The following is a 25,113-nucleotide window of genomic DNA, read 5'->3' on the forward strand; positions in this document are numbered from 1 at the left end:
GTACCGCCCCATGCGCATCCGCACGGACTTCCCCCACGAGACCACCCACGAGGACATCCGCATCCCGCTGCCGGACGGCACCCGGCTCTACGCACGGATCTGGCGGCCGGTCACCGAGGAGCCGGTCCCGGCCCTGCTGGAGTACCTGCCGTACCGCCTCAGCGACTGGACGGCGCCCCGCGACAGCCAGCGCCACCCCTGGTACGCCGGCCACGGCTACGCCTCCGTGCGCGTCGACGTGCGCGGGCACGGCAACAGCGAGGGCCTGCCCGGCGACGAGTACGACGCCACCGAGCTGGCCGACGGCGTGGCGGTCGTCGAGTGGCTGGCCACACAGCCCTGGTGCAGCGGCAAGGTGGGCATGTTCGGCATCTCCTGGGGCGGCTTCAACTCGCTCCAGATCGCCGCGCTCGCCCCCGAACCGCTGAAGGCCGTCGTCACCGTCTGCTCGGCGGACGACCGGTACGACAACGACGTGCACTACATGGGCGGCTCCGTCCTCGGCGTCGACATGCACGCCTGGGCCGCCACGATGCTCGCCTTCGTCTGCCGCCCGCCGGACCCGCAGTACGCCGGCGAGGAGTGGCGGGAGATGTGGCTGCGACGGCTGGAGGCCGTCGACCCGTTCATCCACACCTGGCTGGCCCACCAGCTGCGCGACGACTACTGGAAGCACGGCAGCGTCTGCGAGGACTACTCCGCGATCGACGCCGCCGTCCTCGCCGTCGGCGGCTGGCACGACCCGTACCGCGACACCGTGCTCCGGCTCGTGGAGCACCTGCCCGAGGACCGGGTGCGTGGGCTGATCGGCCCGTGGTCGCACCAGTACCCGGACCGCGGTCTGCCGCCGGGCCCGCCGATCGGCTTCCTCCAGGAGACGCTGCGCTGGTGGGACCAGCACCTGAAGGGCGAGGACACCGGCGTCATGGACGAGCCCCGGCTGCGCTCCTGGATCAGCGAGTCGCACCGGCCGGCCACCGTCTACCCCGAGCTGCCCGGCCGCTGGGTGGGCGATCCGGCCTGGCCGTCCCCGTACGTCGCCCCCACCACCCATGCCCTCGGCGGCGGCCCGGTCGTCGTACGGTCCCCCCAGCACACCGGCGTGGACGCCGGGCGGTTCTTCCCCTTCGGCAACGACGCCGACCTGCCGCCCGACCAGCGGGAGGAGGACGGCCGCTCGGTGTGCTTCGAGTTCCCCGTCACCGACGCCCCCATCGAGATCCTCGGACGCCCAGAGGTCACACTGCGCCTGCGGATGGACGTGCCGCACGGGCAGGCCGTCGCCCGGCTCTGCGACGTCGCGCCGGACGGGTCGTCGACCCTGGTGACCCGCGGCGCGCTCAACCTCGCGGCCCGCGAGGGCCGGGACCGCAGCGTGCCGTGGACGCCGGGGGCCACGGAGACGGTGACCTTTGCGCTCAACGGCATCGGTCACACCTTCCCCGCCGGACACCGCATCCGGCTCGCCGTCTCCTCGGCGTACTGGCCGTGGATCTGGCCGCAGGCCGGCTCCGACGGCTTCGTCCTGGAGCCGGCCGGCTCGGCGCTCGAACTCCCCGTGCGGGACGCCGGGGAGCACCCCGAGGACACCGGCATCCGCTTCGAGGCCCCCGAACAGTCCGAGCCCTTGCAGGTCGTGTCACCGGCGACGCTGGAGGAGGAGCGCCCGGAGCGGCTGGTCGTGCGGGACGTGGCCAAGGGCGAGTGGCGGCTGGAGGTCGACCCCCGCTACGGCGGCACGCGGGTGTACCCGGACGGTCTCGAGTTCGCCGAGGACGCCCTGGAGACCTACACCGTCCGGGAGGACGACCCGCTGTCGGCGCGGGCCCGGTCGGAGTGGACCGTGCGGCTGCACCGGCCGGAGCTGGGCTGGGACGCGCGGGTGGCGACCCGCTCGGAGATCACGTGCGACGCGGGCGACTTCGTCACGTCCAACGAGGTGGTGTGCCGGGAGGGTGACGAGGTCGTCTTCCACCGCACCTGGGAGCGGCGCATCCCGCGCGTCGCCCGCTGAGCCCCGGACCTCCGGACGGTCCCGGGGCGGCGGCTCACTCCTCGCCCCGGGCCTTCATCACCGTCTTGTTCAGCACCCACAGCCCGATGCCGATGGCCACCAGCACACCCGCCCGGATGTACACGTCCGCGGGCCGGTCGGCGAGCGGACTGGCCAGGGCCAGCGAGGCGATCGCGCCGAGCACCGGCAGGACGGTGGGAGTGCGGAAGTGCCGGTGCTCCACCGGGTCGCGGCGCAGGACCAGGACGGCGATGTTGACGACCGCGAAGACGCACAGCAGCAGGAAGGCCGTGGTGTCGCCGAGGCCCGCGATCTCCCCGGTGGAGACCAGGCCGATGGCGAGCAGCGAGACGAAGACGATGCCGACGACCGGTGTGCGCCGCCGGGGCAGGACGCGGCCGAGGGCGCGGGGCAGGATGCGTTCGTTCGCCATGCCGTAGCAGAGACGGGACGCCATCATGATGTTGATCAGCGCCGAGTTGGTGACCGCGAACAGGGCGATCAGCGCGAACAGCTTCGGCGGGAAGTCGAGCCCGCCGGCCTTGACGACCTCCAGCAGCGGTCCGCTGGAGTCCTCCAGCACGCGGTAGTCGACGAGGAGCGAGGAGATCAGGGCGACCAGGACGTAGATGGTGCCGGTGACGGTGACGCCGATGAAGATGGCACGCGGGAAGGTGCGCGCGGGCTCCACGGTCTCCTCGGCCATGTTGACGGAGTCCTCGAAGCCGACGAAGGCGAAGAAGCCGAGCGCGGTCGCGCCCAGCACGCTGGTGACCAGCGCATAGCCGGAGCCGCCGGCCTGGAACTCTCCCAGCCGGGAGGGTTCGCCGTCGCCGGTGAGGACCGCCCAGGCGCCGACGGCGAGGATGACGAAGAGGCCCGTCAGTTCGACCAGGGTGAGGACCACGTTGGTCTTCACCGACTCGGAGACGCCGCGCAGGTTGAGGGCGGCGAGGGCGAGGATGAACAGGATCGCGATGAGCGTGGGCGGGAAGAAGTCGGTGAACTCGGAGAGGTAGTCGCCGCTGAAGGCGCGGGCCGCCGCGCTGGCCGAGGACAGGCCCGAGCACATCACCATGAAGGCGACGATGAAGGTGAGGAACGGGACCTGGAACGCCTTCTGCGTGTAGAGCGCGGCCCCGGCCGCCTTCGGGTACTTCCCGACCAGCTCGACGTACGAGGCCGCCGTCAGGATGGCCACCACGAATCCGATGACGAACGGCAGCCACAGCGCGCCGCCGACCTTGCCCGCGACCTGGCCTGTGGTGGCGTAGATGCCGGTGCCGAGGATGTCGCCGATGACGAAGAGGATCAGCAGCTTGGGGCCGATGGCCCGCTTCAGGGGGGTGTCGTCCGCTCCTCCCGGCGAGGCGGCGGCGTCGCTTCCGGCTGTCGTCACGAGGTTCCCCCTGGGGCGGCTGACACGGACAGGTGTCGACTGCCCTGCCGATCACCGAGTCATGCCCCCGCGTACTCCAGGCGGAAGCATGCGCGCTACCCCACCGGCCTTTCGGAGGCGGTGCTCTCGATCAGGCTCTTGGGCCGGAGATCGGTCCAGTGCCTCTCCACGTAGGCGAGGCACGCTGCGCGGGTGTCCTCGCCGTGGACGACGGTCCAACCGGCCGGCACCTCCACGAAGGAGGGCCAGAGGGAGTGCTGCCCCTCGTCGTTGACGAGTACCAGGTACACGCCGTTCTCGTCGTCGAACGGGTTGGTCACGACTCCTCCTTCAGCTGAACTTAGGCGAGGCTAGCCTTAGTTAGCCGTGGAGGGCAACACCACGCGGCCGGCGGCAGGCCCGGACACCCGGGGCCCGTCCGCCGGCCGCGCGGTCGCGCAGGTCAGCCGGTCAGCGTGAAGGTCTGGGCGGTCGACTGGGAGCAGGGCTGCTGGGAGAGGCGGGCTCCGTTGGCGGTGGAGGCGTTGTCGACGGTCAGGCACTTGGCGCTGTGGCGGGCGACGAAGCGGTACCGGTTCGCGGTGCCGGTGGGTTCGGGGCGCCACTGCTGGTTCGTGCCGCCCACGTAGTCCCACAGGTGGACGCGGGCGCCGTCCGCGGTGGCGCCGGAGCCGCCGTCCACGTCCCACGCCTTGCCGTTGTGGCGGTTGACGGCCTGGTAGTACCCGTCGCCGGTGGGGCGGAACTGCCAGGACTGGTTGGCGCCGGTGCCGCAGGCCCACTGCTGCACGGCGGTGCCGTTGGCGGTCCCCCAGTCGGCGGCGTCGAGGCACGCGCCGCTGCCGGTGTTCGCGACGCGGTACCAGGAGGCGGGGTCGATCGGACCGGTCGGCTCGCCGCCGGTGTCGCTCCACACGAAGGTGGCGACGGCTCCGGCCGGCAGCGTGTAGGCAAGCGACTTCCCGCCGTCGGTGAGGGAGAAGCGCTGGGACGACGACGCCGTGTTGACGACGTAGGCGACGCGGGAGCCGTCGGGGTTCTGGAAGGCGACGTTCTGCACGCCGCCCGCGCCCTGGCTGCTGGAACCGATGCGGGTGGCCCCGGGTGCGACGAACTTGCTCACGTGACCGAGCACGTAGTACTCGGCGTTGCGGGTCACGCCGCCGCCCGCGATCTCGACCACGCCGTTGCACCGGTTGGTGCAGTGGCCCTGGTGGGGGCCGCCGTTCCGGTCCAGGGCGAGGTTCCAGGTGAGCACGGTCTCGCCGCCGTGGCGGAAGTTCTGGACGACGAGGTTCTCGGCGTGCCAGCGCAGGGTGTCGGCGAACGTCCTGCTCGTGTCGGAACTGTCGGTGCCGGAGCACTCGGTGAAGAAGACGCGCTTGCCGGCGTCGACGACCTGCTGCTGCGCGGAGACCTGTCCGCCGTAGCAGTGGAAGGCGGCGCCGATGACGCGGTTGATGCCCGCCGTGCGGGAGAACACGTCGAGCGGATAGTTCGGGTGGTCCCAGTTGTGGTCGTAGGCCAGGATGTTGGTCGGCAGCCCGGCCGCCGTGAGTTTCGGGTCGAGGACCTTCAGGAAGTCGGCCTGCTGTGCCGACGTCATCGACATCGAGGGGTAACTGGTGGCGAACTCGGGCTCGTTCTGCACCGTGAGGTCGGTGAGCGCGATCCCCTCCTGCTGGTACGCCCTGATCGCCTTGACCAGGTAGTCGGCGTACGCCGGGTAGTTCTCCGGCTTGAGGCTGCCGCCGTTGAGGGAGTTGCCGCTCTTCATCCACGCGGGCGGGGACCAGGGCGAACCCATGAAGCGGATCTGCGGGTTCACGGCCGTGGCCTGCTTGAGGACGGGGATGATCTCGGCCCGGTCCCGGTCGATGGAGAAGCCGCCGGGGTTGTCCTCGTAGGAGTAGGGGCTGTTCGTCGCGTCGAAGTCGGTACTGCCCAGCGGCTGGCGCAGGTAGTTGAGTCCGATGCCGTCACCGGCGGTGGAGAACAACGACCGCATCAACTCACCGCGCCGGTCCTGCGGGAGGCTCTGGATCAGGCGGGCGGAGGCGCCCGTCACGGACGCGCCCGCGCCCGTGAACCGCTGGCCCCTGCTGCCGGCGTCGATACGGATGTCGACGGACTGGGGCGTGCCGGTGAAGGGGACGCTCCCCTCGGCCGCGAGCCTCTTGGCGCCGTCCGGTGTGGTGACCCACACCTGGGCGACGGGGTCGGCGGCCTGCGCGGTGCCGGACCCGGTGAGGCCCGTCCCGAGACCGGCGAGGGCCAGGGCGAGGGCGGCCAAGACACGGGAGCGGGACCGGGATCTCGGAAGGCGGGTTCTCGTACTGGTCGACACGGTGCGGATCTCCTTCGCTTCGGTGGGGAGCGGGGCGTACCGGCGGCCCGGAACGGCGGTGCGGAGAAGCGGCCCAGCCGGTCGGCACCCGGCGCGGGGAACGGAGCCTCAGCTGAACGACGGCGCCATGAAAGCACACCTACTAAGTACTTAGTAAGTGGTGTGCGTCACACTCGTGCGAGCCGTTCGAAGACCACCGATCGGGCCGCCCGACGGAACGTAGGCTGTCGCACGTGAGCGACCAATCAGTGGGCAGGCCCACGCGCAGACCCAAGAGCGGGCCCCGCACACCACGCAGCCCCGAGGCCCGGCGGCGCCAGCAGGACATCCTGGAGATCGCCACCGACACCTTCGCCGCCCGCGGCTACAACAACGCCTCCCTGGCGGAGATCGCGGACCGCGCCGGACTGACCCAGGCCGGCGTCCTGCACTACTTCCGCTCCAAGGCGCTGCTGCTCACCAGCGTCCTCGAAAGGCGCGACCAGGGAGACATCGAGCAACTGGGCCCCGAGCGCCCGCACGGCATCGCCTTTCTGCGCCACCTCGTCGACACCGCCCTGCGCAACGCCGAACGGGAGGGTCTCGTCCGGCTCTACGCGGTCCTCTCCGCGGAGTCCGTCACCGAACAGCACCCCGCGCAGGCCTACTTCCGCGACCGCTACACCGGACTGCGCGCCTTCGTCACCGACGCGCTGACCGAGGCCTGCGGCCCGGCGGAGTCGGACGCGCCCCGTGTGCACGACGCGGCGAACGCGATCATCGCCGTCATGGACGGACTCCAGGTCCAGTGGCTGCTCGACCCCGACTCCGTCGAGATGGCCGCCTCCACGGACCTGGTGATCCGGTCCTTGCTGAGCACGCTGGCCCCGGACCGCTTCACGCCCTGAGGCCCGCCACGGCACCGCGCCCAGGAGCGCGGGCCGTGGACCGGGCCACGGCCAGCCTCAGTGGGCCGGCGCCGGCGGCAGGCATCCCGCCTCGGGATAGTGGCCGTCGACTTCGACCCACACCCGGTGAGGAGAACAGGTCGTCCGCGGTCTGCCCACAACCCGTCAGGAGAGCGACGGCCAGGGCGACGAGGGCGGGATTCCGAGTGGACACCATGCGATCCTGCGCCTCTCGACGCCGAACGGCATGAGTGCCGGTACTCAGAACACGGCTTCGTGCGTGTGACGCGATCAGCCCTCCCGGGCGATACGGAACAGTACGTTCGGGCGCAGGGGGCCCTCTGGTGCCGTCGGGTCGTCGAAGTCGTCGGCCGGGTTCCGGGTCATGCCGATCCTGCGCATCACCGCCTGGGAGCGGACGTTGGCGGCCGTGGTCACGGCGAGGATCTCGGGCAGTGCCAGGGTGTCGAAGCCGTGGGCCAGTACCGCGCGCGCGGCCTCCGTGGCGTAACCCCGGCCCCACGACGACCGGGCGAGCCGCCAGCCGATCTCCACGCCGGTGAACGGCAGCCCGTCGTCCACTTCGTCCAGCCCCGCGAAACCGATGAACTCGCCGGTTTCCCGGACCTCGACGGCCCACCACCCGTAGCCCCGCCGCTCGAAGTCGGCCCGGAAGGCGGCGACGGAGGCGTCGCTCTGCTCGCGGGTGAGCGGCTCGCCGAGGTGCTCCCGGACCTCCGGGTCGGCGTTCATCGCCGCCCACGGCGCGAGGTCGGACGCGCGCCAGGGGCGCAGGACGAGGCGATCGGTGCGCAGTTCGGTCATGCGCCAAGCCAAGCCAGCCCCGTCGTGCCGCGCAATCGCATTTACCGGGGCCGCCGCCGCGGGGCGTCTACCAGGCCAGCTCCCCGTTCTCGTCCTGGAGGGTACCCGTCGGGCCGTCCGGGCCGAGGGTCGCGAGCCGCACGATGGTCCGGGCGCTCTCCTCGGGCGTCCGCCCGCCCTCGAATCCCGCCGTCATGTCGGTGGCGGTGAAGCCGGGCTCGACCGCGTTGAACCTGATCCCCGGCTCGGACTTGGCGTACTGCACCGTCAGCATGGTGGCCGCCGCCTTGGAGGCCGAGTACAGCGTGGTCGGCAGGTGGTACTCCGGCCGGTCCGGGTTGTTCACCGCCCAGAAGGATCCCGCGCTGCTGGAGACGGTGACCACGGTGGGGTTCGACGACCTGCGCAGCAGCGGCAGTGCCGCTTCGGTGACGCGTACGACGCCCACCGCGTTGGTGTCGAAAGCCCGCAGGGCGGTGGGACCGTCGGGGGTTCCGCTCGGCAGGATGCCCGCGTTGTGCACCAGTACGTCGAGCCGGCCCTCGGCCGCGTCGATCGCCGCCAGCGCGCCGCTCACCGAGGCGTCGTCCGTCACGTCCAGTTGCACGAACCGCGCCCCGAGCTCCGCCGCGGCCTTCTCCCCCCGTTCGGCGTCGCGCGCGCCGACGTAGACGACGTGCCCCAGGGCCAGGAGCTGCTTGGCTGTCTCGAAGCCGAGGCCCTTGTTGGCTCCGGTGATGAGTGTGACGGTCATGGGTTTTCCCCTCGCAGGACCGACTTCCGCATCGATCGATGCGGAAATTGAACCGTAGCACTTCTGAAGTGATCGATGCGGAAGCGGTAGGCTGGGGTCGTGGAGACGAAACAGAGCTGCCCCGTCGGCCGTCCGCGGGGATTCGACACGGACCAGGCTCTCGAGCGGGCCATGGTGGTCTTCTGGGAGCACGGCTACGAGGGCGCCAGCCTGACCTGCCTCACCCGCGCGATGGGCATCTCCACCACCAGCATGTACGCGGCCTTCGGCAACAAGGAGGAGCTGTTCCGCAAGGTCCTGGAGCGCTACAGCGAGGGCCCGAGCGCCTACTTCACCCGGGCCCTGGAGGAGCCGACGGCGTTCGGCGTCGCGACCGGTGTCCTGACCGGCACCATCCGCACCACCACGCGCCCCTCCCATCCGCAGGGGTGCCTGGGCGTACAGGGCGCCCTGACGGCGAGCGACGGCGGGCGCGAGGTCCGCGACCTGCTGGCCGCCTGGCGCAACGACAGCCACACGTCGATCCGGGACCGCTTCCGGCGGGCCGTCGACGAGGGTGACCTGCCGCCCCGGACGGATCCGGACGTGCTGGCGCGCTGCCTCACCACGTTCGCCTTCGGCATCGCCGTGCAGGCCGCGAGCGGTGTCTGCCGCGACGAGCTGCGGGAGGCGGCCGACGCCTTCCTGCGCGGTTGGCCGCAGGCCTGACGCGCCGGGGGGCCGGCGAAGCCCGACGCCGGATCAGTTCGTGAAGCGGTTCACCTTTTCCGGGTGGATGACCAGGCGCACCTGTTCCACCGCCAGCATCCCGGCGAGGTCCTCGGCCCGGCCCGGGTCGTCGACGTCCCAGTAGCGGGCGGCCAGCCGGGCCGCCAACTCGTGGGCTCCGCCCGTCTCCAGCGTGGTGCGTCCGGCGACCGAGACCCAGCGCTCGCGCTCGCCGACCGGGGAGGCGACGAGGAGGGAGGCCCGGGGATCCCGGCGCAGGCGCCGCACCTTGACCGTCTCCGGGCCCGTGAACAGCTGGACGGTGCCCTCGTCGGTGACCTCGAACCACACCGGGCGCGGCTGGGGCGGGACCGGGCCGGCGGCCACGGTGAGGAACCCGTACAGGGGGCGCCGGAGGAAGTCGAGGTCCTCGGGGGTCAGCAGACCGGTGCCGGTGCTCATCACTTCCCCTTCGGCCGGTCGCGGCCATCGCGGCCGGGAGCGGGCGACGCGTGCGATTCCACGATGCCCTCGACGATGCCCAGCAGCCGTTCCCCCACCCGGTCGATGCTTCCGTTCTGCGTGCTGACCTGCGCGCCTTCCAGGAGGAAGGTGATGTGGGCCGCGGTCTGTTCGGGGTCCGCCATACCGGCCTCCACACACATGGCGGTCAGCCTGCACGTCTGCCGGGCCTTGTGCTCCTCGATCACCTGCCGTGCGGGGTGGGCGCGGTCGGGGAGTTCGGCGAGGGAGTTGATGAAGGGGCAGCCCCGGTGCGAGATCGCCGGGAGTCCCTCGGCGATGAAGCGGGCCAGGCCCATGATCTGCTCCTTCGGCCGGCCGGGACGGTCGGCCTCGACGCGGTCGAAGGCGGCCTGGTAGTCGGCGGCGACGATCCGCAGCCACTCCGCCACCAGGGCGTCCTTGGTCGCGAAGTGCCGGTAGACCGCCATCTTGGTGGTCTCGGCCTTGTCGGCGATGGCCTGGACGCTCACGCGACGGATCCCCTCGCTCTGGAAGAGCTCCTCGGCCGCGTCGAGGATGCGCTCGCGAGGGGGCAGCTTCGCCACCCTGCTCGGCCTTCTGACGGTCGATGTCATGACTCCTCCGCGGCGTCCGTTCGGCTGGGAACCCTCTCACCTCCTGCTACGGTACCAGTCCGTCCCGGACGATACCGTTGGGTATCGTCCGGGACTGTCCGGTACCGAACTCTCCTGTGGAGTGACGATGGAAGTGAACGAGTACGCGCGTCTCGACGCGGTCGGCCTCGCGCGGCTGGTGGCCCGCGGCGAGGTCACCCCCGCCGAACTCGAGGCGGCCGCCCGCGAGGCCACGATCGAGGTCAACGGGCGGCTCAACGCCGTCGTGGAGACCTGGCCCACCGACGACGAGCCGGTTCCGGGAGGTACGACGCTGGCCGGGGTGCCCTTCCTGATCAAGGACATCGGGGTCACCATGGCCGGGAGGCGCTCGGAACTGGGCAGCCGGCTCGCGGCCGGGAACGTCGCCCCCGCCGACTCCTTCCTGATGCGGCGCTTCCGCCGCGCCGGCCTCGTGACGTTCGGCCGTACCGCGACGCCGGAACTGGCCTACAGCATCACCACGGAGCCCGCGCTGTACGGTCCGACCCGCAACCCGTGGGACCTGGAGCGCAGCGCGGGCGGCTCCAGCGGGGGTGCGGGCGCGGCCGTCGCCGCCGGGATCGTGCCGCTCGCCCACGCCACCGACGCCGCCGGCTCGCTGCGGATTCCCGCCGCCTGCAACGGGCTCTTCGGCCTGAAGCCCACCCGCGGCCGCGTCTCCCTGGGCCCCGACGCCGACGAGACCTTCAACGGCCTCGCCGTGCAGGGCGGCGTGAGCCGGACCGTCCGTGACAGCGCGGCGCTGCTCGACCGCATCCTCGGACCGGAACCCGGCGACCCCTACGCCGCCCGACAGCCCTCCCGCCCCTACCTGGAGGAAGTGACCCGCGCACCGGGCGTGCTGCGGATCGGCGTCCTCACCCAGGCCTGGGGCGGCCGTCGCACCGCCCCGCCGGTGACCGACGCGCTCACCCGCACCGTGCGGCTGCTCGAATCGCTCGGCCACAAGGTGGAGGAGGCCACGGTCGGTCTCGGAGCGGACTGGGAGGAGTTCCTGTCGGCCACCGCCCGGCTGTTCACGGCCAACCTCGCCGCCACGGTCTCCGCCGTGGCCACCGCCTTCGGACGCCCGGCCGACACCTCCACCCTCGAGCCGGCCACCCTCACGGGTTACCACCACGGACAGCGGGTCAGCGGCCCCGAACTCGTCGCCGCCCTCGCGATACGCAACGCGGTCGCTCGGAGCCTGGGGCGGTACTTCGCCGGCCACGACGTCCTCCTCACCCCCACCCTCCCGGAGCTTCCGATGCCGCTGGGCACGTACGCCGAGGGTGGGGCGGCGCTGGACGGAGCCGGCTGGATCGACCGGCTCAACGACCGTTCGCCGTTCACCCTGGCCTTCAACGTGTCCGGCAACCCGGCCATGTCCGTGCCGCTGACCGCCGACCCCGTCACGGGGCTGCCGATCGGCATGCAGTTCGCCGCCGATCACGGACGCGAGGACCTGCTCTTCCGCCTCGCGGGGCAACTCGAACGGGCCCGGCCGTGGGCGGACCGCACCCCCGCGGTCCGGGCCGGACGCCGTCCCGGAGGCGGCACCTCCCTGTGACCCCGACCGCCCCGCGGGCTACGGGCGGCCCGGGGCCCGCCGCACCCGGTTCCCGGCGTGCCGGAGGCAGGAGGCGACCACGACCAACGGCCACAGCGACTGGACGCCGGTCACGACCCGCTCCGCGATGCCGACGTCGCCCTGCCGGTGCATCTCGATCAGGAACCACGCCCCACCGACCGCCATCAGGGCCGTCACCGTGATCGAGGGCATGAGACGCAGCGCCCACGGGGCGGCCGAACCACCGTTGGCGGCGAGGACCGGCCACACCGCCAGCAGGGTGAATCCGACGACCGCCACCGCGCCGTGACGCAGGGATCCCCCGCTGCTCGGCGCGGGAAGCACCACCACACCCAGGGCGGCGAGACCACCGCCGGCCAGTGCCACCCGGCCGGCGGTGGCGGCGGCCCGCAGCCCCCAGGCGGTCAGCAGATGGCAGGCCCCCAGGGCGAGGAACGCCGCCGACATCACCCAGAATCCCGGGGCTCCGTAGGCTCCCAGGACGCTGATCGTCTGGGAGACGGGGTCGTAGGCGGGCCCTTCGAACAGCGCCGCGCCCGTCCAGCCTCCGATCAGCAGGACGGGCGCGCACCCTGAGGTGAGCAGGACCCATCTGGGGACAACTCGCATCAAACAAGATTAAAGCGGAACCTGGAGGCATGGCCAGGCGTCCCGTGGTGGTGGGCCGGCCGTCGCCCGGCGGCGGTCGGCGGGTCCGTGCGGACGGCGAGATACTCGGACTGGCGTACGGCCTGCGGGATGTCGAGGAGTTTCTGCGGCGGGCCGGTCTGGAGGACGTCGACGCGGAGACCTCGGACCTGATCGAATGGCGCGGCGGTGGTCCGGAGGTCTGGTCGGTACGGACGTAGCGACCCTCACGGCGAGGAGAGAGCCATCACCACACACGCGGGCAAGGTGATCTGCGACATCACGGTCACGGCCGACGGGTACTCGGCCGGGCACGGCCAGAGTGAGGAACGCCCGTTCGGTGACGACGGCGGGGACGGCACGGGCGAGAGGCTGCACGCCTGGATGTTCGACACGCCCGACGAGAACAGGGCCGAGCTGGACCGGATGGCCGCCGCCAGGGCGTTCATCATGGGACGCAACATGTTCGGGCCCGTGCGGGGCGAGTGGGACCGGCCGTGGAACGGCTGGTGGGGCGACGATCCGCCGTTCCACGCCCCGGTGTTCGTCCTCACCCACCACGCGCGCGAGCCGCAGGCGATGGCCGGGGGCACGACGTACCACTTCGTCACCGACGGGATCGAGTCGGCGCTGGCCCGGGCGCGGGCGGCGGCGGACGGCGGCGACGTGCAGGTCCAGGGCGGGGCCACCACCGTCAACCAGTACCTCGCGGCCGGCCTGATCGAGGAGTTGAGGCTGCACGTCGTGCCGTTCACGCTCGGCGCCGGCACCCGGCTCTTCGAAGGTGTCCCGCCGCTCCGGCTGGAGCAGGTGGCCGCGCGCGCGGCGACCCAGGTCACGCACGTGACCTACCGCGTGCGCTCCTGACGCGGAGGGCCTCCGGCCGGGTGGGGTTCCCGGCCGGAGGCGTGGCGCTCGGCCCCGTCCGGTCCCGCGTCGCACACCGGCCGGCGACGGGGCGTCAGTCCTCGCCCTCCAGATCGCCCTCGGTCTCCAGGTACACCTGCCGCAGGGCTTCCAGGACGGCCGGGTCGGGCTTCTCCCACATGCCGCGCGACTCCGCCTCCAGCAGGCGCTCGGCGATACCGTGCAGGGCCCAGGGGTTGGCCTGCTGGAGGAACTCGCGGTTGGCGGGGTCCAGGACGTACGCCTCGGTGAGCTTGTCGTACATCCAGTCCGCGATCACGCCCGTGGTGGCGTCGTAGCCGAAGAGGTAGTCGACGGTGGCGGCGAGTTCGAAGGCTCCCTTGTAACCGTGGCGGCGCATCGCCTCGATCCACTTGGGGTTGACCACGCGGGCGCGGAAGACGCGGGAGGTCTCCTCCACCAGGGTGCGGGTGCGGACCGTCTCCGGGCGGGTGGAGTCGCCGATGTACGCCTCGGGCGCGGTGCCGCGCAGGGCGCGGACGGTGGCGACCATGCCTCCGTGGTACTGGAAGTAGTCGTCGGAGTCGGCGATGTCGTGCTCGCGGGTGTCCGTGTTCTTGGCCGCCACCGCGATCCGCTTGTACGCCGTCTCCATCTCGTCGCGCGCCGGGCGGCCGTCGAGTTCACGGCCGTAGGCGTAGCCGCCCCAGACGCTGTAGACCTCGGCGAGGTCGGCGTCGGTGCGCCAGTCGCGGGAGTCGATGAGCTGGAGCAGCCCCGCCCCGTAGGTGCCGGGGCGGGAGCCGAAGATACGGGTGGTGGCGCGGCGTTCGTCGCCGTGTTCGGCGAGGTCGGCCTGGACGTGGGCGCGGACGTGGTTGGCCTCGGCCGGTTCGTCCAGGGAGGCGGCGAGGCGCACCGCGTCGTCGAGGAGGCCCACGGTGTGCGGGAACGCGTCGCGGAAGAAGCCGGAGATGCGCAGGGTGACGTCGATGCGCGGCCGGCCCAGTTCCTCGTGGGGGATGGCTTCGAGGCCGGTGACGCGGCGGGAGGCGTCGTCCCAGACGGGGCGCACGCCGAGCAGCGCGAGGACCTCGGCGACGTCGTCGCCGGCGGTGCGCATGGCGCTGGTGCCCCACAGGGACAGGCCGACGGAGGTGGGCCATTCGCCGTTGTCGGTGCGGTAGCGCTCCAGGAGGCTGTCGGCGAGGGCCTGGCCGGTCTCCCACGCGAGGCGGGAGGGTACGGCCTTGGGGTCGACGGAGTAGAAGTTGCGGCCGGTCGGCAGGACGTTGACCAGGCCGCGCAGGGGTGAGCCGGACGGTCCCGCGGGGACGAAGCCGCCGTTCAGGGCGTGCACGGCGTGGTCGATCTCGGCGGTGGTGGCGGCGAGCCGGGGGACGACCTCGCGGGCGGCGAACTCCAGTACCGCGGCGACCTGTTCGCCGTGCTCGGACGGTACGGCGGCGGGGTCCCAGCCGGCGTCGTCCATGGCCTGCACGAGTGCGCGGGCCTGCTCCTCGGCGGCGTCGGCCGTGGTGCGGGTGGCGGCGGACTCGTCGAGGCCGAGGGCTTCGCGCAGGCCGGGCAGGGCGGTGGTGCCGCCCCAGATCTGGCGGGCGCGCAGGATGGCGAGGACGAGGTTGACGCGGTCGGCGCCGGCCGGCGGGTTGCCGAGGACGTGCAGGCCGTCCCGGATCTGGGCGTCCTTGACCTCGCAGAGCCAGCCGTCGACGTGCAGCAGGAAGTCGTCGAAGCCGTCGTCGTCCGGGCGGTCCTGCATGCCGAGGTCGTGGTCGAGCTTGGCGGCCTGGATCAGGGTCCAGATCTGGGCGCGGATCGCCGGGAGCTTCGCCGGGTCCATGGAGGCGATCTGGGCGTACTCGTCGAGGAGTTGCTCCAGGCGCGCGATGTCGCCGTAGGAGTCGGCGCGGGCCATCGGCGGCACGAGGTGGTCGACGAGGGTGGCGTGGACGCGGCGCTTGGCCTGGGTGCCCTCGCCGGGGTCGTTGACGAGGAAGGGGTAGATCAGCGGCAGGTCGCCGAGGGCGGCGTCGGGGCCGCAGGCGGCGGAGAGGCCGGCGTTCTTGCCGGGCAGCCACTCCAGGTTGCCGTGCTTGCCCAGGTGGATCATCGCGTCGGCGCCGAAGCCGCCGTCCTCGGCCCGTGCGGCGATCCAGCGGTAGGCGGCGAGGTAGTGGTGGGAGGGCGGCAGGTCGGGGTCGTGGTAGATGGCGATGGGGTTCTCGCCGAAGCCGCGGGGCGGCTGGATGAGGATCAGCAGGTTGCCGCGGCGCAGTGCCGCGAGCACGATGTCGCCCTCCGGGTTGCGGCTGCGGTCGACGAACATCTCGCCCGGCGCCGGGCCCCAGTGCTCCTCGACGGCGGTGCGCAGTTCCCCGGGCAGGGTGGCGTACCAGCGCTTGTAGTCGGCGGCCGGGATGCGGACCGGGTTGCGGGCGAGCTGTTCCTCGGTGAGCCAGTCCTGGTCGTGGCCGCCGGCCTCGATGAGCGCGCGGATCAGTTCGTCGCCGTCGCCGGACGCGAGGCCCGGGACCTCGGCGTCGGCGCCGAAGTCGTAGCCCTCCTCGCGCAGTCGGCGCAGCAGGGCGACGGCGCTGGCGGGGGTGTCCAGGCCGACGGCGTTGCCGATGCGGGAGTGCTTGGTCGGGTAGGCGGACAGGACCAGGGCCAGGCGCTTGTCGGCGGCCGGGATGTGCCGCAGGCGGGCGTGGCGTACGGCGATGCCGGCGACGCGGGCGGCGCGTTCGGGGTCGGCGACGTAGGCGGGGAGGCCGTCCTCGTCGATCTCCTTGAAGGAGAACGGCACGGTGATCAGGCGGCCGTCGAACTCGGGGACGGCGATCTGGCTGGCGGCGTCCAGCGGGGAGACGCCCTCGTCGTTGGCCTCCCAGTCGGCGCGGGAGCCGGTCAGGCACAGGGCCTGGAGGATGGGGACGTCGAGGGTGGTGAGCGCGCCGGCGTCCCAGGACTCGTCGTCACCGCCCGCGGACGCCTCGGCGGGCTTGGTGCCGCCGGCCGCGAGGACGGTGGTGACGATCACGTCGGCGGCCCGCAGGTCCTCGATCAATTCGGGCTCGGGGGCGCGCAGAGAGGCCACGTACCGGGGCAGCGGCCGTCCGCCCGCGTTCTCGACGGCGTCGCACAGGGCGTGCACGAAGTCCGTGTTGCCGCTCATGTGGTGGGCGCGGTAGTAGAGCACGGCCACGGTCGGGCCGTCCGCGTCCGGGCGCGGCGCACGCTCCAGCGGGCCCCAGGTGGGGGCGGGCGTCGGCGGGTCGAAGCCGTGACCGGTGAGCAGCACGGTGTCGGACAGGAACCGGGCGAGCTGCTCCAGGTTGGCGGGGCCGCCGTGGGCGAGGTAGGCGTGCGCCTCCGCGGCGAGGCCGACGGGGACGGTGGAGGCCTCCATCAGCTGGGCGTCCGGGGCCTGTTCGCCGCTGAGCACCACGACGGGGCGGCCGTCGGCGAGGAGCAGGTCGAGACCCTCGCGCCAGGCACGCACTCCGCCGAGGAGGCGCACGACGACCAGTCCGACGCCGTCCAGCAGGGCGGGCAGGTCGTCGAGCGGGAGGCGGGCGGGGTTGGCGAACCGGTAGGTGACCGGACCGGTGGCGGCGCGGGCGCTCAGCAGGTCGGTGTCGGACGTCGACAGGAGCAGGATGCTGGGGTGCGAGGCGCGCTCCCCGGACGAATGCGGCATGCGGCGTCTGCCCTTCCTCGGGGTCCGCGCCCCGGGCGGTGAGAGACGGCGGGAGTTCCTGACTCGTCCGGCCCCTCAGGGTGGCCGGACTCACAGTGGCGGGACCGCGCCGGATTCACACCGGCTTCCTCCCCTGTCGCCGTCTGGCGGTGGGCCGATCGGGTGATCGGTCCAGGAGCATAGTAAGGGTCCGGCCGGGAAGGGCGGGGGCTGCCACCGGTGTGATGGTCGGTATGCTCGCCGCCATGTCCTCGGCGCTCCCTTCCACGTCCTCCCAGGCCACAGCGGTCTCACGGGACCGGGGTGACGCCTGCCCGGGGACGCTGAGGCTGCACGCCGCCGACGACGGTGCCCTCGCCCGGGTACGGATACCCGGCGGGGTGCTGAACATCGTCCAGGCCGAGGCGCTGGCGGACGCGGCCCGGCGGCTGGGCGACGGGGACCTGCATCTGACGTCCCGGGGCAACGTGCAGCTGCGGGGGCTGCGCGACGGCTGCGGCGGTGAGCTCGCCGGCTTGCTGGACGCGGCCGGGCTGTTGCCCTCGCCGGGGCACGAACGGGTGCGCAACGTCGTCGCGTCACCGCTGTCCGGCCTCGACGGGCGCGGTCTGCGGGACGTACGGCCCTGGCTGTCGGCCCTGGACGCCGCGTTGTGCGCGAGCGACCGGGCGCGGGAGCTGTCGGGCCGGTTCCTGTTCGCGCTCGACGACGGGCGCGGGGACGTGACCGGGCTCGGCGCCGACGTCACCGTGCGGGCGGCCGGCGACGACGACGCGCTGGTCTCGCTGGGCTCGGTGGACGACGCCTGGCGGGTGGCCTCGGGCGAGGCGCCCCGGGTGGCGCTGCTGGCGGCCGAGGCCTTCCTCGACGTCGCGCGCGAGTCCGGGGCGCGGGTGTGGCGGGTGGACGAACTCGCCGTACCGGCCCGTGTCCTGACGCGTGTGCTGGACCGCCGTCTGTCCGAGGCGGGAGTCGCCCACGTCAAGGAGCGGACGGACACGACCCGTACGGACGGGCCTCCTCCCGGGCTCGTCGGGGACGCCCTGTGCGTGCACGTCCCGCTGGGCCGTCTCACCGCCCCGCAGTGGCGGGAGTTGGCCCGCGTCGCCGCCCCGACGCGGGACGCCGAACTGCGGTTGACGCCGTGGCGCGGCGTCGTCGTACCCGTCCGGGGCCTGGGCACGACGGACACCGCCGACGCCCTCGGCCGCCTCTCCGCCGCCGGCCTCGTGACCGACGCCGCCTCCCCCTGGCCGCGCGTCGGTGCCTGCATCGGCCGTCCGGGGTGCGGGAAGTCCCACGCCGACGTGCGGGCGGACGCGGCCGACGGCCTGTCCGCCGCGGGCCGTTCCCCGCTCCCCCTGTACTGGTCCGGCTGCGAACGCCGTTGCGGACACCCGCGGGGCGAGCGGATCGACCTGGTCGCCGTCCCCGAGGGCGGCTACCGCCTCACCGCCGGCGCACCTGGCGGACCGACACGCACCACGGTCCTGACGGACCCCTCCCATCTCGCCACCGCACTGGCGGCGATCACCCCATGAGCCGTACGACGACCGAGAGCAGCGGGAAGAGCACCGTGACCACGCACGCATACGAGAAGGACGGAGCGGCCATCTACCGCCAGTCCTTCGCCACGATCCGGGCGGAGGCGGACCTCACGGGCCTGCCCGCCGACGTCAGCCGGGTCGCCGTCCGGATGATCCACGCCTGCGGCATGGTCGACCTGGTGCGCGACATCGGCCACACGCCCACGGTCGTGGCCCGCGCCCGCGAGGCCCTGCTGGCCGGTGCGCCGATCCTCTGCGACGTGCAGATGGTGGCCAGCGGTGTGACCCGCAAGCGGCTGCCCGCGGACAACGAGGTGCTGTGCACCCTCTCCGACCCGGCCGTCCCGAAGCTGGCGGCGGAGCTGGGCACCACGCGCAGCGCCGCCGCGCTGGAGCTGTGGCGCGACCGTCTGGAGGGCTCCGTGGTCGCCGTCGGCAACGCGCCCACCGCCCTCTTCCGGCTCCTGGAGATGATCGAGGAGGGGGCGCCGAGGCCCGCGGCCGTCATCGGCGTGCCCGTCGGCTTCATCGGCGCCGCCGAGTCCAAGGACGCCTTGGCCGCCCACCCCTCGGGCCTGGAGCACCTGGTCGTCCGGGGCCGTCGCGGAGGCAGCGCCATCGCCGCCGCCGCACTCAACGCGATCGCGAGCGAGGAAGAATGAGCGGCAAGCTGTACGGGGTCGGACTCGGTCCCGGCGACCCGTCCCTGATGACCGTGCGCGCGGTCGAGGCCATCGCCGAGGCGGACGTGATCGCGTATCACAGCGCCCGGCACGGACGCTCCATCGCCCGTTCCATCGCGGAGCGGCACCTGCGCGCCGACCACGTCGAGGAACGGCTGGTCTACCCGCTCACCGTCGAGACCACCGACCACCCGGGCGGCTACCAGGGCGCCATGGACGACTTCTACGCCGAGGCCTCGGCGCGGCTCGCCGCCCACCTCGACGCGGGCCGCACGGTCGCCGTCCTCGCGGAGGGCGACCCGCTCTTCTACGGCTCCTACATGCACATGCACAAGCGGCTCGCCGACCGGTACGACACCGAGGTGATCCCCGGTGTGACGTCCGTGTCCGCCGCCGCGGCCCGGCTGGGCACGCCGCTCGTCGAGGGCGAGGAGGTGCTGACCATCCTGCCGGGCACGTTGCCCGAGGAGGAGCTGACGGCCCGGCTCGCCTCGACGGATTCGGCCGTGGTGATGAAGCTGGGCCGTACCTTCTCCAAGGTGCGCCGCGCGCTGGAGGGGTCGGGCCGGCTCCCGGAGGCGCGGTACGTCGAGCGGGCCACGATGGCGGGAGAGCGTCTCGCGGAGCTGGCCGACGTCGAGGCCGAGTCGGTGCCCTACTTCTCGGTGGCCGTGCTGCCGAGCCAGGTGGACGCCGAGCCGCCGGTGCCGGAGCCGGGTGCCGTCGGGGAGGTCGTGGTCGTGGGGACCGGACCGGCCGGCCCGTTGTGGCTGACGCCCGAGACGCGGGGCGCGCTCGCCGCCGCCGACGACCTGGTCGGGTACACCACCTACCTGGACCGTGTCCCGGTCCGGACGGGTCAGCGGCGCCACGGATCGGACAACAAGGTGGAGGCCGAGCGCGCGGAGTTCGCGCTGGGGCTCGCCCGGCGGGGGCGCCGGGTCGCCGTCGTGTCCGGCGGCGATCCCGGGGTGTTCGCCATGGCCACGGCCGTGCTGGAGGCCGCCTCGGCCGAGGAGCACGCGGACGTTCCGGTGCGGGTGCTGCCCGGCGTGACCGCGGCCAACGCCGCCGCCGCCCGTGCGGGGGCGCCGCTCGGGCACGACTACGCCGCCCTCTCGCTGTCCGACCGGCTCAAGCCCTGGGAGGTCATCGCCGAGCGGCTGCGGGCCGCGGCCGGGGCCGACCTGGTGCTGGCGCTGTACAACCCGGGTTCCGGCAGCCGGACCTGGCAGGTCGGCAAGGCCCGCGAGCTGCTCCTCGAGCACCGGGCGCCGGACACGCCCGTCGTGGTCGCCCGGGACGTGGGCGGCTCCGGCGAGCGGGTGCGGATCGTACGGCTGGCGGAGCTGGACCCGGCCGAGGTCGACATGCGCACGATCCTGCTGGTCGGCTCGTCCCAGACGCGGGTGGTGCGGCGCGGCGACGGCGAAGAGGTCGTGTGGACGCCCCGCCGCTACCCGGAGACGTGAGGGGCGCCCGGCGGCCGGCGCCTCGCGTGTGCCTCCCGGACCCACCGCGCCGCCTCCCCGGGCCCGCTCACGACCGGCACGCCCTCGGGCACCGGGGGCCTGCGCACCACGACCACCGGCACCCCGGCCTCACGGGCGGCCGCCAGCTTCGGCGCGGTGGCCTCTCCCCCGCTGTCCTTGGTGACGAGGACGTCGATCCGGTGCCGGCGCAGCAGCTCGCGTTCGCCGTCGAGGGTGAACGGGCCGCGGTCGAGCAGTACCTCCGTGCGGGGCGGACGCGGTGCGCCGGGCGCGTCGACCGACCGCACGAGGAACCACAGGTCGCGCAGACCGGCGAAGGCGGCGAGACCCATGCGGCCGGTGGTGAGGAAGACCCTGCCGCCGAGCGCGGGGAGCAGCGCGGCGGCCTCCGCGAGGGAGCCGGCCTCGTGCCAGTCGTCCCCGGCCACCGGCGCCCAGCCTGGGCGGCGCAGGGCGAGCAGGGGAACCCCGGCGGTGGCGGCGGCCCGCGCGGCGTTGAAGCTGATGGTGCCGGCGAACGGGTGGGTGGCGTCGACGAGCAGGTCGACGGTGTGCTCGCCGAGCCAGACGGCGAGTCCTTCGGCTCCGCCGTAGCCGCCGACGCGCACCTCGCCGGGCGGCATCCGGGGTGCGGCCACCCGTCCGGCAAGGGAGTTCGTCACCCGGAGCCCCGGCAGGTGTTCGGCCGCCAGGAGTTCGGCGAGCCCGCGGGCCTCCGTGGTGCCGCCGAGGATCAGTACGTGCACGGCAGGGTCGTTCCCTTTCTGCGGTTTCGTCCCTCTATCGGGACACGAGTGAGCGGGACATGAGCGGCGAGGCCAGGGGCGGTCGCGGCGCCCAACTCAAGCACACCGGTCTGCGGCCCGGCTGGACCACGGGTGCCTGCGCGACGGCGGCGACGACCGCCGCGTACACGGCGCTGCTGGCGGGTGACTTCCCCGACCCGGTGACCATCACGCTGCCCAGGGGCCAGACGCCGTCCTTCGCCCTCGCGGCCGAGGAGCTGACGGAAGGCTGTGCGATGGCGGGGATCGTGAAGGACGCGGGCGACGATCCGGACGTCACGCACGGGGCGCTGGTCCGGGCGACGGTGCGGCATCTGCCCGCCGGGTCCGGAGTCGTCTTCCGCGCCGGGCCGGGCGTGGGCACGGTCACCCGCCCCGGCCTGCCGCTGCCGGTCGGCGAACCCGCCGTCAACCCCGTGCCCCGGCAGATGATGCGCGAGCACGTCGCACGCGTCGCCGAGCGGTACGGCGCCGGCGGCGACGTCGAGGTCACCGTCTCCGTCGACGACGGCGAGGAGATCGCCCGCTCCACCTGGAACCCCCGGCTCGGCATCCTCGGCGGCCTCTCCGTCCTGGGCACCACCGGAATCGTCGTGCCGTACTCGTGCTCGGCGTGGATCGACTCGATCCGGCGCGGGGTGGACGTGGCCCGTGCGGCGGGGCGTACGCATGTCGCGGGGTGCACCGGCTCCACCTCGGAGCGGACGGTCGTCGAGGAGTACGGGCTGCCCGAGGACGCGCTGCTGGACATGGGCGACTTCGCGGGCGCGGTACTGAAGTACGTGCGCCGTCATCCCGTGGACCGCCTGACGGTGTGCGGCGGTTTCGCGAAGCTCTCCAAGCTCGCCGCCGGCCACCTCGATCTGCACTCCGGGCGCTCCCAGGTCGACAAGGGCTTCCTCGCCGGGCTCGCCCGGCGCGGCGGCGCCGACGAGGCCCTGGCCGCCGAGGTGGCGGCGGCCAACACCGGGCTCGCCGCCCTCCAGCTGTGCCGGGCGGCCGGGGTTCCGCTGGGCGACCTGGTCGCGAGGGCGGCCCGGGACCAGGCGCTGGCCGTGCTGCGCGGGGCGCCGGTCGCGGTCGACGTGATCTGCGTCGACCGCGCGGGGACGGTGGTCGGCCGCAGCGGGGTGGCCTGAACGCGGGGCAGGGGGCTACCCGTCCGCGTGGCCGGTCGCGTCCCGCACCGGGCCGACCCGCAGGCGGTTGCCGTCCGGGTCCCGGAGGGCGAGTTCACGTCCCCAGGGCTGCTCCTCGGGCACGACGCCGAACTCGGCGGCGACCGCGTCGAGGCCGGCGACTCGCAGGTACACCAGGGTGTCCGGGCGCGCGTCGCCCTCGTGCTCCGACAGATGGAGCCGGACCCGCCCGCGGGCGACCTCCGTGTACACGGGGAATCCCGGTTCGAAGCGGTGCTCCCACTGCTGGACGAAGCCCAGCCGGGCGTACCAGCGCACCGCCGCGGCGGCGTCGCGCACCCGCAGGACCGGGATGACCTCTTCGGAGGGTGCCGCGGACTCAGCAGACATGCCGGTCCCGCTCCGTCGAGTACAGGTGGCTGTCGCGGAACTGCTCCGCGCCGAGCGTCCGCCCGACCATGATGACGGCCGTGCGCAGCACCCCCGCCTCCTTCACCTTCCCGGCGATCTCGTCGAGCGTGCCGCGCAGGACCAGCTCGTCGGGGCGGGAGGCGTACGCGACGACGGCGGCGGGGCAGTCGGCGCCGTAGTGCGGCAGCAGCTCGTCCACCACGCGGTCCACGTACCGGGCGGCGAGGTGCAGCACGATCAGCGCTCCGCTGCGGCCCAGGGTGGCGAGGTCCTCGCCCTCGGGCATGGCCGTGGCCTGCTGGGCGACGCGGGTCAGGATGACCGTCTGCCCGACCGTCGGCACGGTCAGCTCCCGCTTCAGGGCGGCCGCCGCCGCGGCGAAGGCGGGAACGCCCGGGACCACCTCGTACGGCACCCCGGCCGCGTCCAGCCGCCGCATCTGCTCCGCGACCGCGCTGAACACGGAGGGGTCCCCGGAGTGCAGCCGGGCGACGTCGTGGCCCTCCGCGTGCGCGCGGACCAGTTCGGCCGTGATCTCGTCCAGGGTGAGCTGCGCGGTGTCCACCAGCCTCGCGTCCGCGGGGCACTCCGCGAGCAGTTCGCGCGGCACCAGGCTGCCCGCGTACAGGCAGACCCGGCAGGCGGCGAGCGTCCGGGCGCCGCGCACCGTGATCAGGTCGGCGGCGCCGGGGCCGGCACCGATGAAGTACACGGTCATGTGTCTGCTCCTGCGGATGGTTCGACGGTCTTCTCCACGGTCCACTGGGTGACCGGCATCGCCTGCCGCCACCCGGTGAAGCCGCCCACGGGGACGGCGTGCGCCACGGCCAGGCGGACCAGTTCGCCGCCGTGGCGGCGGTGGGCGTCGGCGAGCAGCGCCTCGGATTCCAGCGTCACGGTGTTGGCCACCATGCGGCCGCCGTCCGGCAGCGCGTCCCAGCAGGCGGCCAGCAGTCCGGGGGCGGTGAGGCCGCCGCCGACGAAGACCGCGTCCGGCCGGGGCAGCCCGGCCAGCGCCTCGGGGGCGGCTCCGGTGACCACTTGGAGGCCCGGCACGCCGAGCCGTTCGGCGTTGCGGGTGATGCGCTCGGCGCGGGCCGGGTCCCGTTCGACGGTGATCGCCCGGCAGGAGGGGTGCGTGCGCATCCACTCGACGGCGATCGAGCCGGAGCCGCCGCCGACGTCCCACAGGAGTTCGCCGGGTGCGGGGGCCAGCGCGCCGAGGGTGGCGGCCCGGATGTGCCGTTTGGTGAGCTGCCCGTCGTGCTCGTAGGCCGCGTCCGGCAGGCCCGGCACCGCGCCCAGGCGCAGGGCGTCCGGGGCCCGGCGGCACTCGACGGCGACGATGTTGAGGGGGTCGCCCGGAGGGTGCGGCGGGGACCAGTCCTCGGCGGTGGCCGGCGTCGTCGTGCGCTCCCGCGCGCCGCCGAGCTGTTCCAGCACCCGCATCCGGCTCGGGCCGAAGCCGCGGTCCCTGAGCAGGGCGGCGACCTCGTCCGGGGTGGTGGCGTCCGCGCTGAGCACGAGGAGGCGCCGGCCGTCGTGCAGGGCGGCGGCGAGGCGGGCCGCGGGCCGTCCCACGAGCGTGACGACCTCGACGTCCTCCAGGGGCCAGCCGAGACGGGCGCAGGCGTGGGAGACGGACGAGGGGTGCGGCAGGACGCGCACGGCGCCGGGCCCGAGTTCTTCGGTGAGGGCGCGGCCGATGCCGTAGAACATGGGGTCGCCGCTGGCCAGGACGGCGATGCGCCGGCCGGCGTGCGCGGCGAGGAGGCCGGGGACCGCGGGCCGCAGCGGGGAGGGCCAGGCGACCCGTTCCCCGGTGCACTCCGGGGGCAGCAGATCGAGTTGGCGTGCGCCGCCGATCACGACGTCCGCGTCGAGCAGGGTCCCTCGCGCGGCGTCCGCGAGCCCTTCCCAGCCGTCGGCGCCGATCCCGACGACGGCCGGTGCGGGGGTCTGGGCGGTGGTCACTGCTGAGTACCTCGGGGTCCGGGAGAGGCGGCAGACGCGCTCTGCCGAGGAGGCACTCTACGGGGCGCCCACCTGCGCCGGGCCGCTCGGGTGCACATCACCCGTGCACATCGGCCCCTTCTTATTGCACAATGTTCGCAACAGCTTGTTCAACGCAGGAAGGGGTGGGTGCCGTGCTCGTCCCCATACGTGCCGGCCGGGTGCCGGCCGTCGACCG

The 25,113-nt window shown here is 73.5% G+C and carries 23 protein-coding genes and 1 riboswitch; of the genes, 10 read left to right on the forward strand and 13 right to left on the reverse strand.

Features of this window, described 5'->3' with window-relative positions:
- Positions 1-10: 10 nt before the first annotated feature.
- The gene (locus ACZ67M_RS27500) at positions 11-2,014 is read left to right on the forward strand and encodes a CocE/NonD family hydrolase (protein ID WP_469853257.1); all 2,004 of its coding nucleotides are present in this window, start codon (positions 11-13) and stop codon (positions 2,012-2,014) included.
- Positions 2,015-2,048: 34 nt separating this feature from the next.
- On the opposite strand, the gene ACZ67M_RS27505 is transcribed toward ACZ67M_RS27500, so the two are convergent.
- The 3 genes from ACZ67M_RS27505 to ACZ67M_RS27515 all read right to left on the reverse strand — a co-directional run bounded on the left by ACZ67M_RS27505 (position 2,049) and on the right by ACZ67M_RS27515 (position 5,706).
- Complete coding sequence (locus tag ACZ67M_RS27505) at positions 2,049-3,413, reverse strand: APC family permease (RefSeq protein ID WP_385797865.1); 1,365 nt, start codon at positions 3,411-3,413, stop codon at positions 2,049-2,051.
- 95 nt (positions 3,414-3,508) lie between these two features.
- Positions 3,509-3,733: an MbtH family protein gene (locus tag ACZ67M_RS27510; RefSeq protein WP_469853258.1), complete on the reverse strand. Its 225-nt coding sequence runs from the start codon at positions 3,731-3,733 to the stop codon at positions 3,509-3,511.
- Positions 3,734-3,855: 122 nt separating this feature from the next.
- Positions 3,856-5,706, reverse strand: coding sequence for an RICIN domain-containing protein (locus ACZ67M_RS27515; protein ID WP_469853260.1), 1,851 nt, complete (start codon positions 5,704-5,706; stop codon positions 3,856-3,858).
- A gap of 287 nt (positions 5,707-5,993) precedes the next feature.
- Between ACZ67M_RS27515 and ACZ67M_RS27520 the strand changes: the two genes are divergently transcribed.
- On the forward strand, positions 5,994-6,647 hold the full coding sequence (locus ACZ67M_RS27520) for a TetR/AcrR family transcriptional regulator (protein ID WP_385797871.1): 654 nt from the start codon (positions 5,994-5,996) through the stop codon (positions 6,645-6,647).
- A gap of 291 nt (positions 6,648-6,938) precedes the next feature.
- On the opposite strand, the gene ACZ67M_RS27525 is transcribed toward ACZ67M_RS27520, so the two are convergent.
- Both ACZ67M_RS27525 and ACZ67M_RS27530 read right to left on the reverse strand, forming a co-directional pair.
- A complete protein-coding gene (locus tag ACZ67M_RS27525) occupies positions 6,939-7,472 on the reverse strand; it encodes a GNAT family N-acetyltransferase (protein WP_392018102.1) in 534 nt (177 codons plus the stop codon).
- Between the two features lie 67 nt (positions 7,473-7,539).
- On the reverse strand, positions 7,540-8,226 hold the full coding sequence (locus tag ACZ67M_RS27530) for an SDR family NAD(P)-dependent oxidoreductase (RefSeq protein WP_392236497.1): 687 nt from the start codon (positions 8,224-8,226) through the stop codon (positions 7,540-7,542).
- 99 nt (positions 8,227-8,325) lie between these two features.
- On the opposite strand from ACZ67M_RS27530, the gene ACZ67M_RS27535 reads away from it, so the two are divergent.
- The gene (locus ACZ67M_RS27535) at positions 8,326-8,934 is read left to right on the forward strand and encodes a TetR/AcrR family transcriptional regulator (RefSeq protein WP_469853262.1); all 609 of its coding nucleotides are present in this window, start codon (positions 8,326-8,328) and stop codon (positions 8,932-8,934) included.
- A gap of 33 nt (positions 8,935-8,967) precedes the next feature.
- Here ACZ67M_RS27535 and ACZ67M_RS27540 read toward each other — a convergent pair whose 3' ends face one another.
- Both ACZ67M_RS27540 and ACZ67M_RS27545 read right to left on the reverse strand, forming a co-directional pair.
- A complete protein-coding gene (locus tag ACZ67M_RS27540; RefSeq protein ID WP_469853263.1) occupies positions 8,968-9,396 on the reverse strand; it encodes a pyridoxamine 5'-phosphate oxidase family protein in 429 nt (142 codons plus the stop codon).
- On the reverse strand, positions 9,396-10,034 hold the full coding sequence (locus ACZ67M_RS27545) for a TetR/AcrR family transcriptional regulator (RefSeq protein WP_469853264.1): 639 nt from the start codon (positions 10,032-10,034) through the stop codon (positions 9,396-9,398). The genes ACZ67M_RS27540 and ACZ67M_RS27545 overlap by 1 nt, the downstream gene beginning before the upstream one ends.
- A 127-nt stretch (positions 10,035-10,161) precedes the next feature.
- Between ACZ67M_RS27545 and ACZ67M_RS27550 the strand changes: the two genes are divergently transcribed.
- On the forward strand, positions 10,162-11,625 hold the full coding sequence (locus ACZ67M_RS27550) for an amidase (protein ID WP_469853266.1): 1,464 nt from the start codon (positions 10,162-10,164) through the stop codon (positions 11,623-11,625).
- 18 nt (positions 11,626-11,643) lie between these two features.
- On the opposite strand, the gene ACZ67M_RS27555 is transcribed toward ACZ67M_RS27550, so the two are convergent.
- Positions 11,644-12,255, reverse strand: a complete 612-nt coding sequence (locus ACZ67M_RS27555) for a DUF998 domain-containing protein (protein ID WP_361359944.1) — start codon at positions 12,253-12,255, stop codon at positions 11,644-11,646.
- Positions 12,256-12,284: 29 nt separating this feature from the next.
- On the opposite strand from ACZ67M_RS27555, the gene ACZ67M_RS27560 reads away from it, so the two are divergent.
- Complete coding sequence (locus tag ACZ67M_RS27560) at positions 12,285-12,494, forward strand: hypothetical protein (protein WP_392018088.1); 210 nt, start codon at positions 12,285-12,287, stop codon at positions 12,492-12,494.
- A 25-nt stretch (positions 12,495-12,519) separates the two neighbouring features.
- Entirely contained in the window at positions 12,520-13,140 is a 621-nt protein-coding gene (locus tag ACZ67M_RS27565; RefSeq protein ID WP_385798009.1) for a dihydrofolate reductase family protein, read from the forward strand.
- 94 nt (positions 13,141-13,234) lie between these two features.
- Here ACZ67M_RS27565 and cobN read toward each other — a convergent pair whose 3' ends face one another.
- Positions 13,235-16,864, reverse strand: a complete 3,630-nt coding sequence (gene cobN, locus ACZ67M_RS27570) for a cobaltochelatase subunit CobN (protein ID WP_469853268.1) — start codon at positions 16,862-16,864, stop codon at positions 13,235-13,237.
- Positions 16,865-16,916: 52 nt separating this feature from the next.
- Positions 16,917-16,995, reverse strand: a riboswitch (cobalamin riboswitch).
- 102 nt (positions 16,996-17,097) lie between these two features.
- Here cobN and cobG point away from each other — a divergent pair.
- From cobG to ACZ67M_RS27585, 3 genes are read left to right on the forward strand one after another with little or no spacing between them, the layout of a single operon-like run.
- Positions 17,098-18,405: a precorrin-3B synthase gene (cobG, locus tag ACZ67M_RS27575; RefSeq protein ID WP_469853269.1), complete on the forward strand. Its 1,308-nt coding sequence runs from the start codon at positions 17,098-17,100 to the stop codon at positions 18,403-18,405.
- Positions 18,402-19,073: a precorrin-8X methylmutase gene (locus ACZ67M_RS27580; RefSeq protein WP_125491399.1), complete on the forward strand. Its 672-nt coding sequence runs from the start codon at positions 18,402-18,404 to the stop codon at positions 19,071-19,073. Before cobG ends, ACZ67M_RS27580 begins: the two co-directional genes overlap by 4 nt.
- Positions 19,070-20,566, forward strand: coding sequence for a precorrin-2 C(20)-methyltransferase (locus ACZ67M_RS27585; RefSeq protein ID WP_361359931.1), 1,497 nt, complete (start codon positions 19,070-19,072; stop codon positions 20,564-20,566). Before ACZ67M_RS27580 ends, ACZ67M_RS27585 begins: the two co-directional genes overlap by 4 nt.
- Here the strand turns inward: ACZ67M_RS27585 and ACZ67M_RS27590 are convergent.
- Complete coding sequence (locus ACZ67M_RS27590; RefSeq protein ID WP_469853271.1) at positions 20,551-21,333, reverse strand: cobalt-precorrin-6A reductase; 783 nt, start codon at positions 21,331-21,333, stop codon at positions 20,551-20,553. The genes ACZ67M_RS27585 and ACZ67M_RS27590 overlap by 16 nt on opposite strands.
- A 59-nt stretch (positions 21,334-21,392) precedes the next feature.
- On the opposite strand from ACZ67M_RS27590, the gene ACZ67M_RS27595 reads away from it, so the two are divergent.
- A complete protein-coding gene (locus ACZ67M_RS27595; RefSeq protein WP_469853273.1) occupies positions 21,393-22,511 on the forward strand; it encodes a cobalt-precorrin-5B (C(1))-methyltransferase in 1,119 nt (372 codons plus the stop codon).
- A 15-nt stretch (positions 22,512-22,526) separates the two neighbouring features.
- Here ACZ67M_RS27595 and ACZ67M_RS27600 read toward each other — a convergent pair whose 3' ends face one another.
- Genes ACZ67M_RS27600 through cbiE form a run of 3 tightly spaced genes read right to left on the reverse strand, consistent with a single transcriptional unit; the run spans position 22,527 to position 24,896 of the window.
- A complete protein-coding gene (locus ACZ67M_RS27600) occupies positions 22,527-22,901 on the reverse strand; it encodes a glyoxalase superfamily protein (protein ID WP_392018077.1) in 375 nt (124 codons plus the stop codon).
- A complete protein-coding gene (cobM, locus tag ACZ67M_RS27605) occupies positions 22,891-23,640 on the reverse strand; it encodes a precorrin-4 C(11)-methyltransferase (RefSeq protein ID WP_469853275.1) in 750 nt (249 codons plus the stop codon). The genes ACZ67M_RS27600 and cobM overlap by 11 nt, the downstream gene beginning before the upstream one ends.
- Complete coding sequence (gene cbiE / locus ACZ67M_RS27610) at positions 23,637-24,896, reverse strand: precorrin-6y C5,15-methyltransferase (decarboxylating) subunit CbiE (RefSeq protein WP_469853276.1); 1,260 nt, start codon at positions 24,894-24,896, stop codon at positions 23,637-23,639. The genes cobM and cbiE overlap by 4 nt, the downstream gene beginning before the upstream one ends.
- Positions 24,897-25,113: the final 217 nt, after the last annotated feature.

This window comes from Streptomyces sp. NPDC107500, from assembly GCF_055582785.1.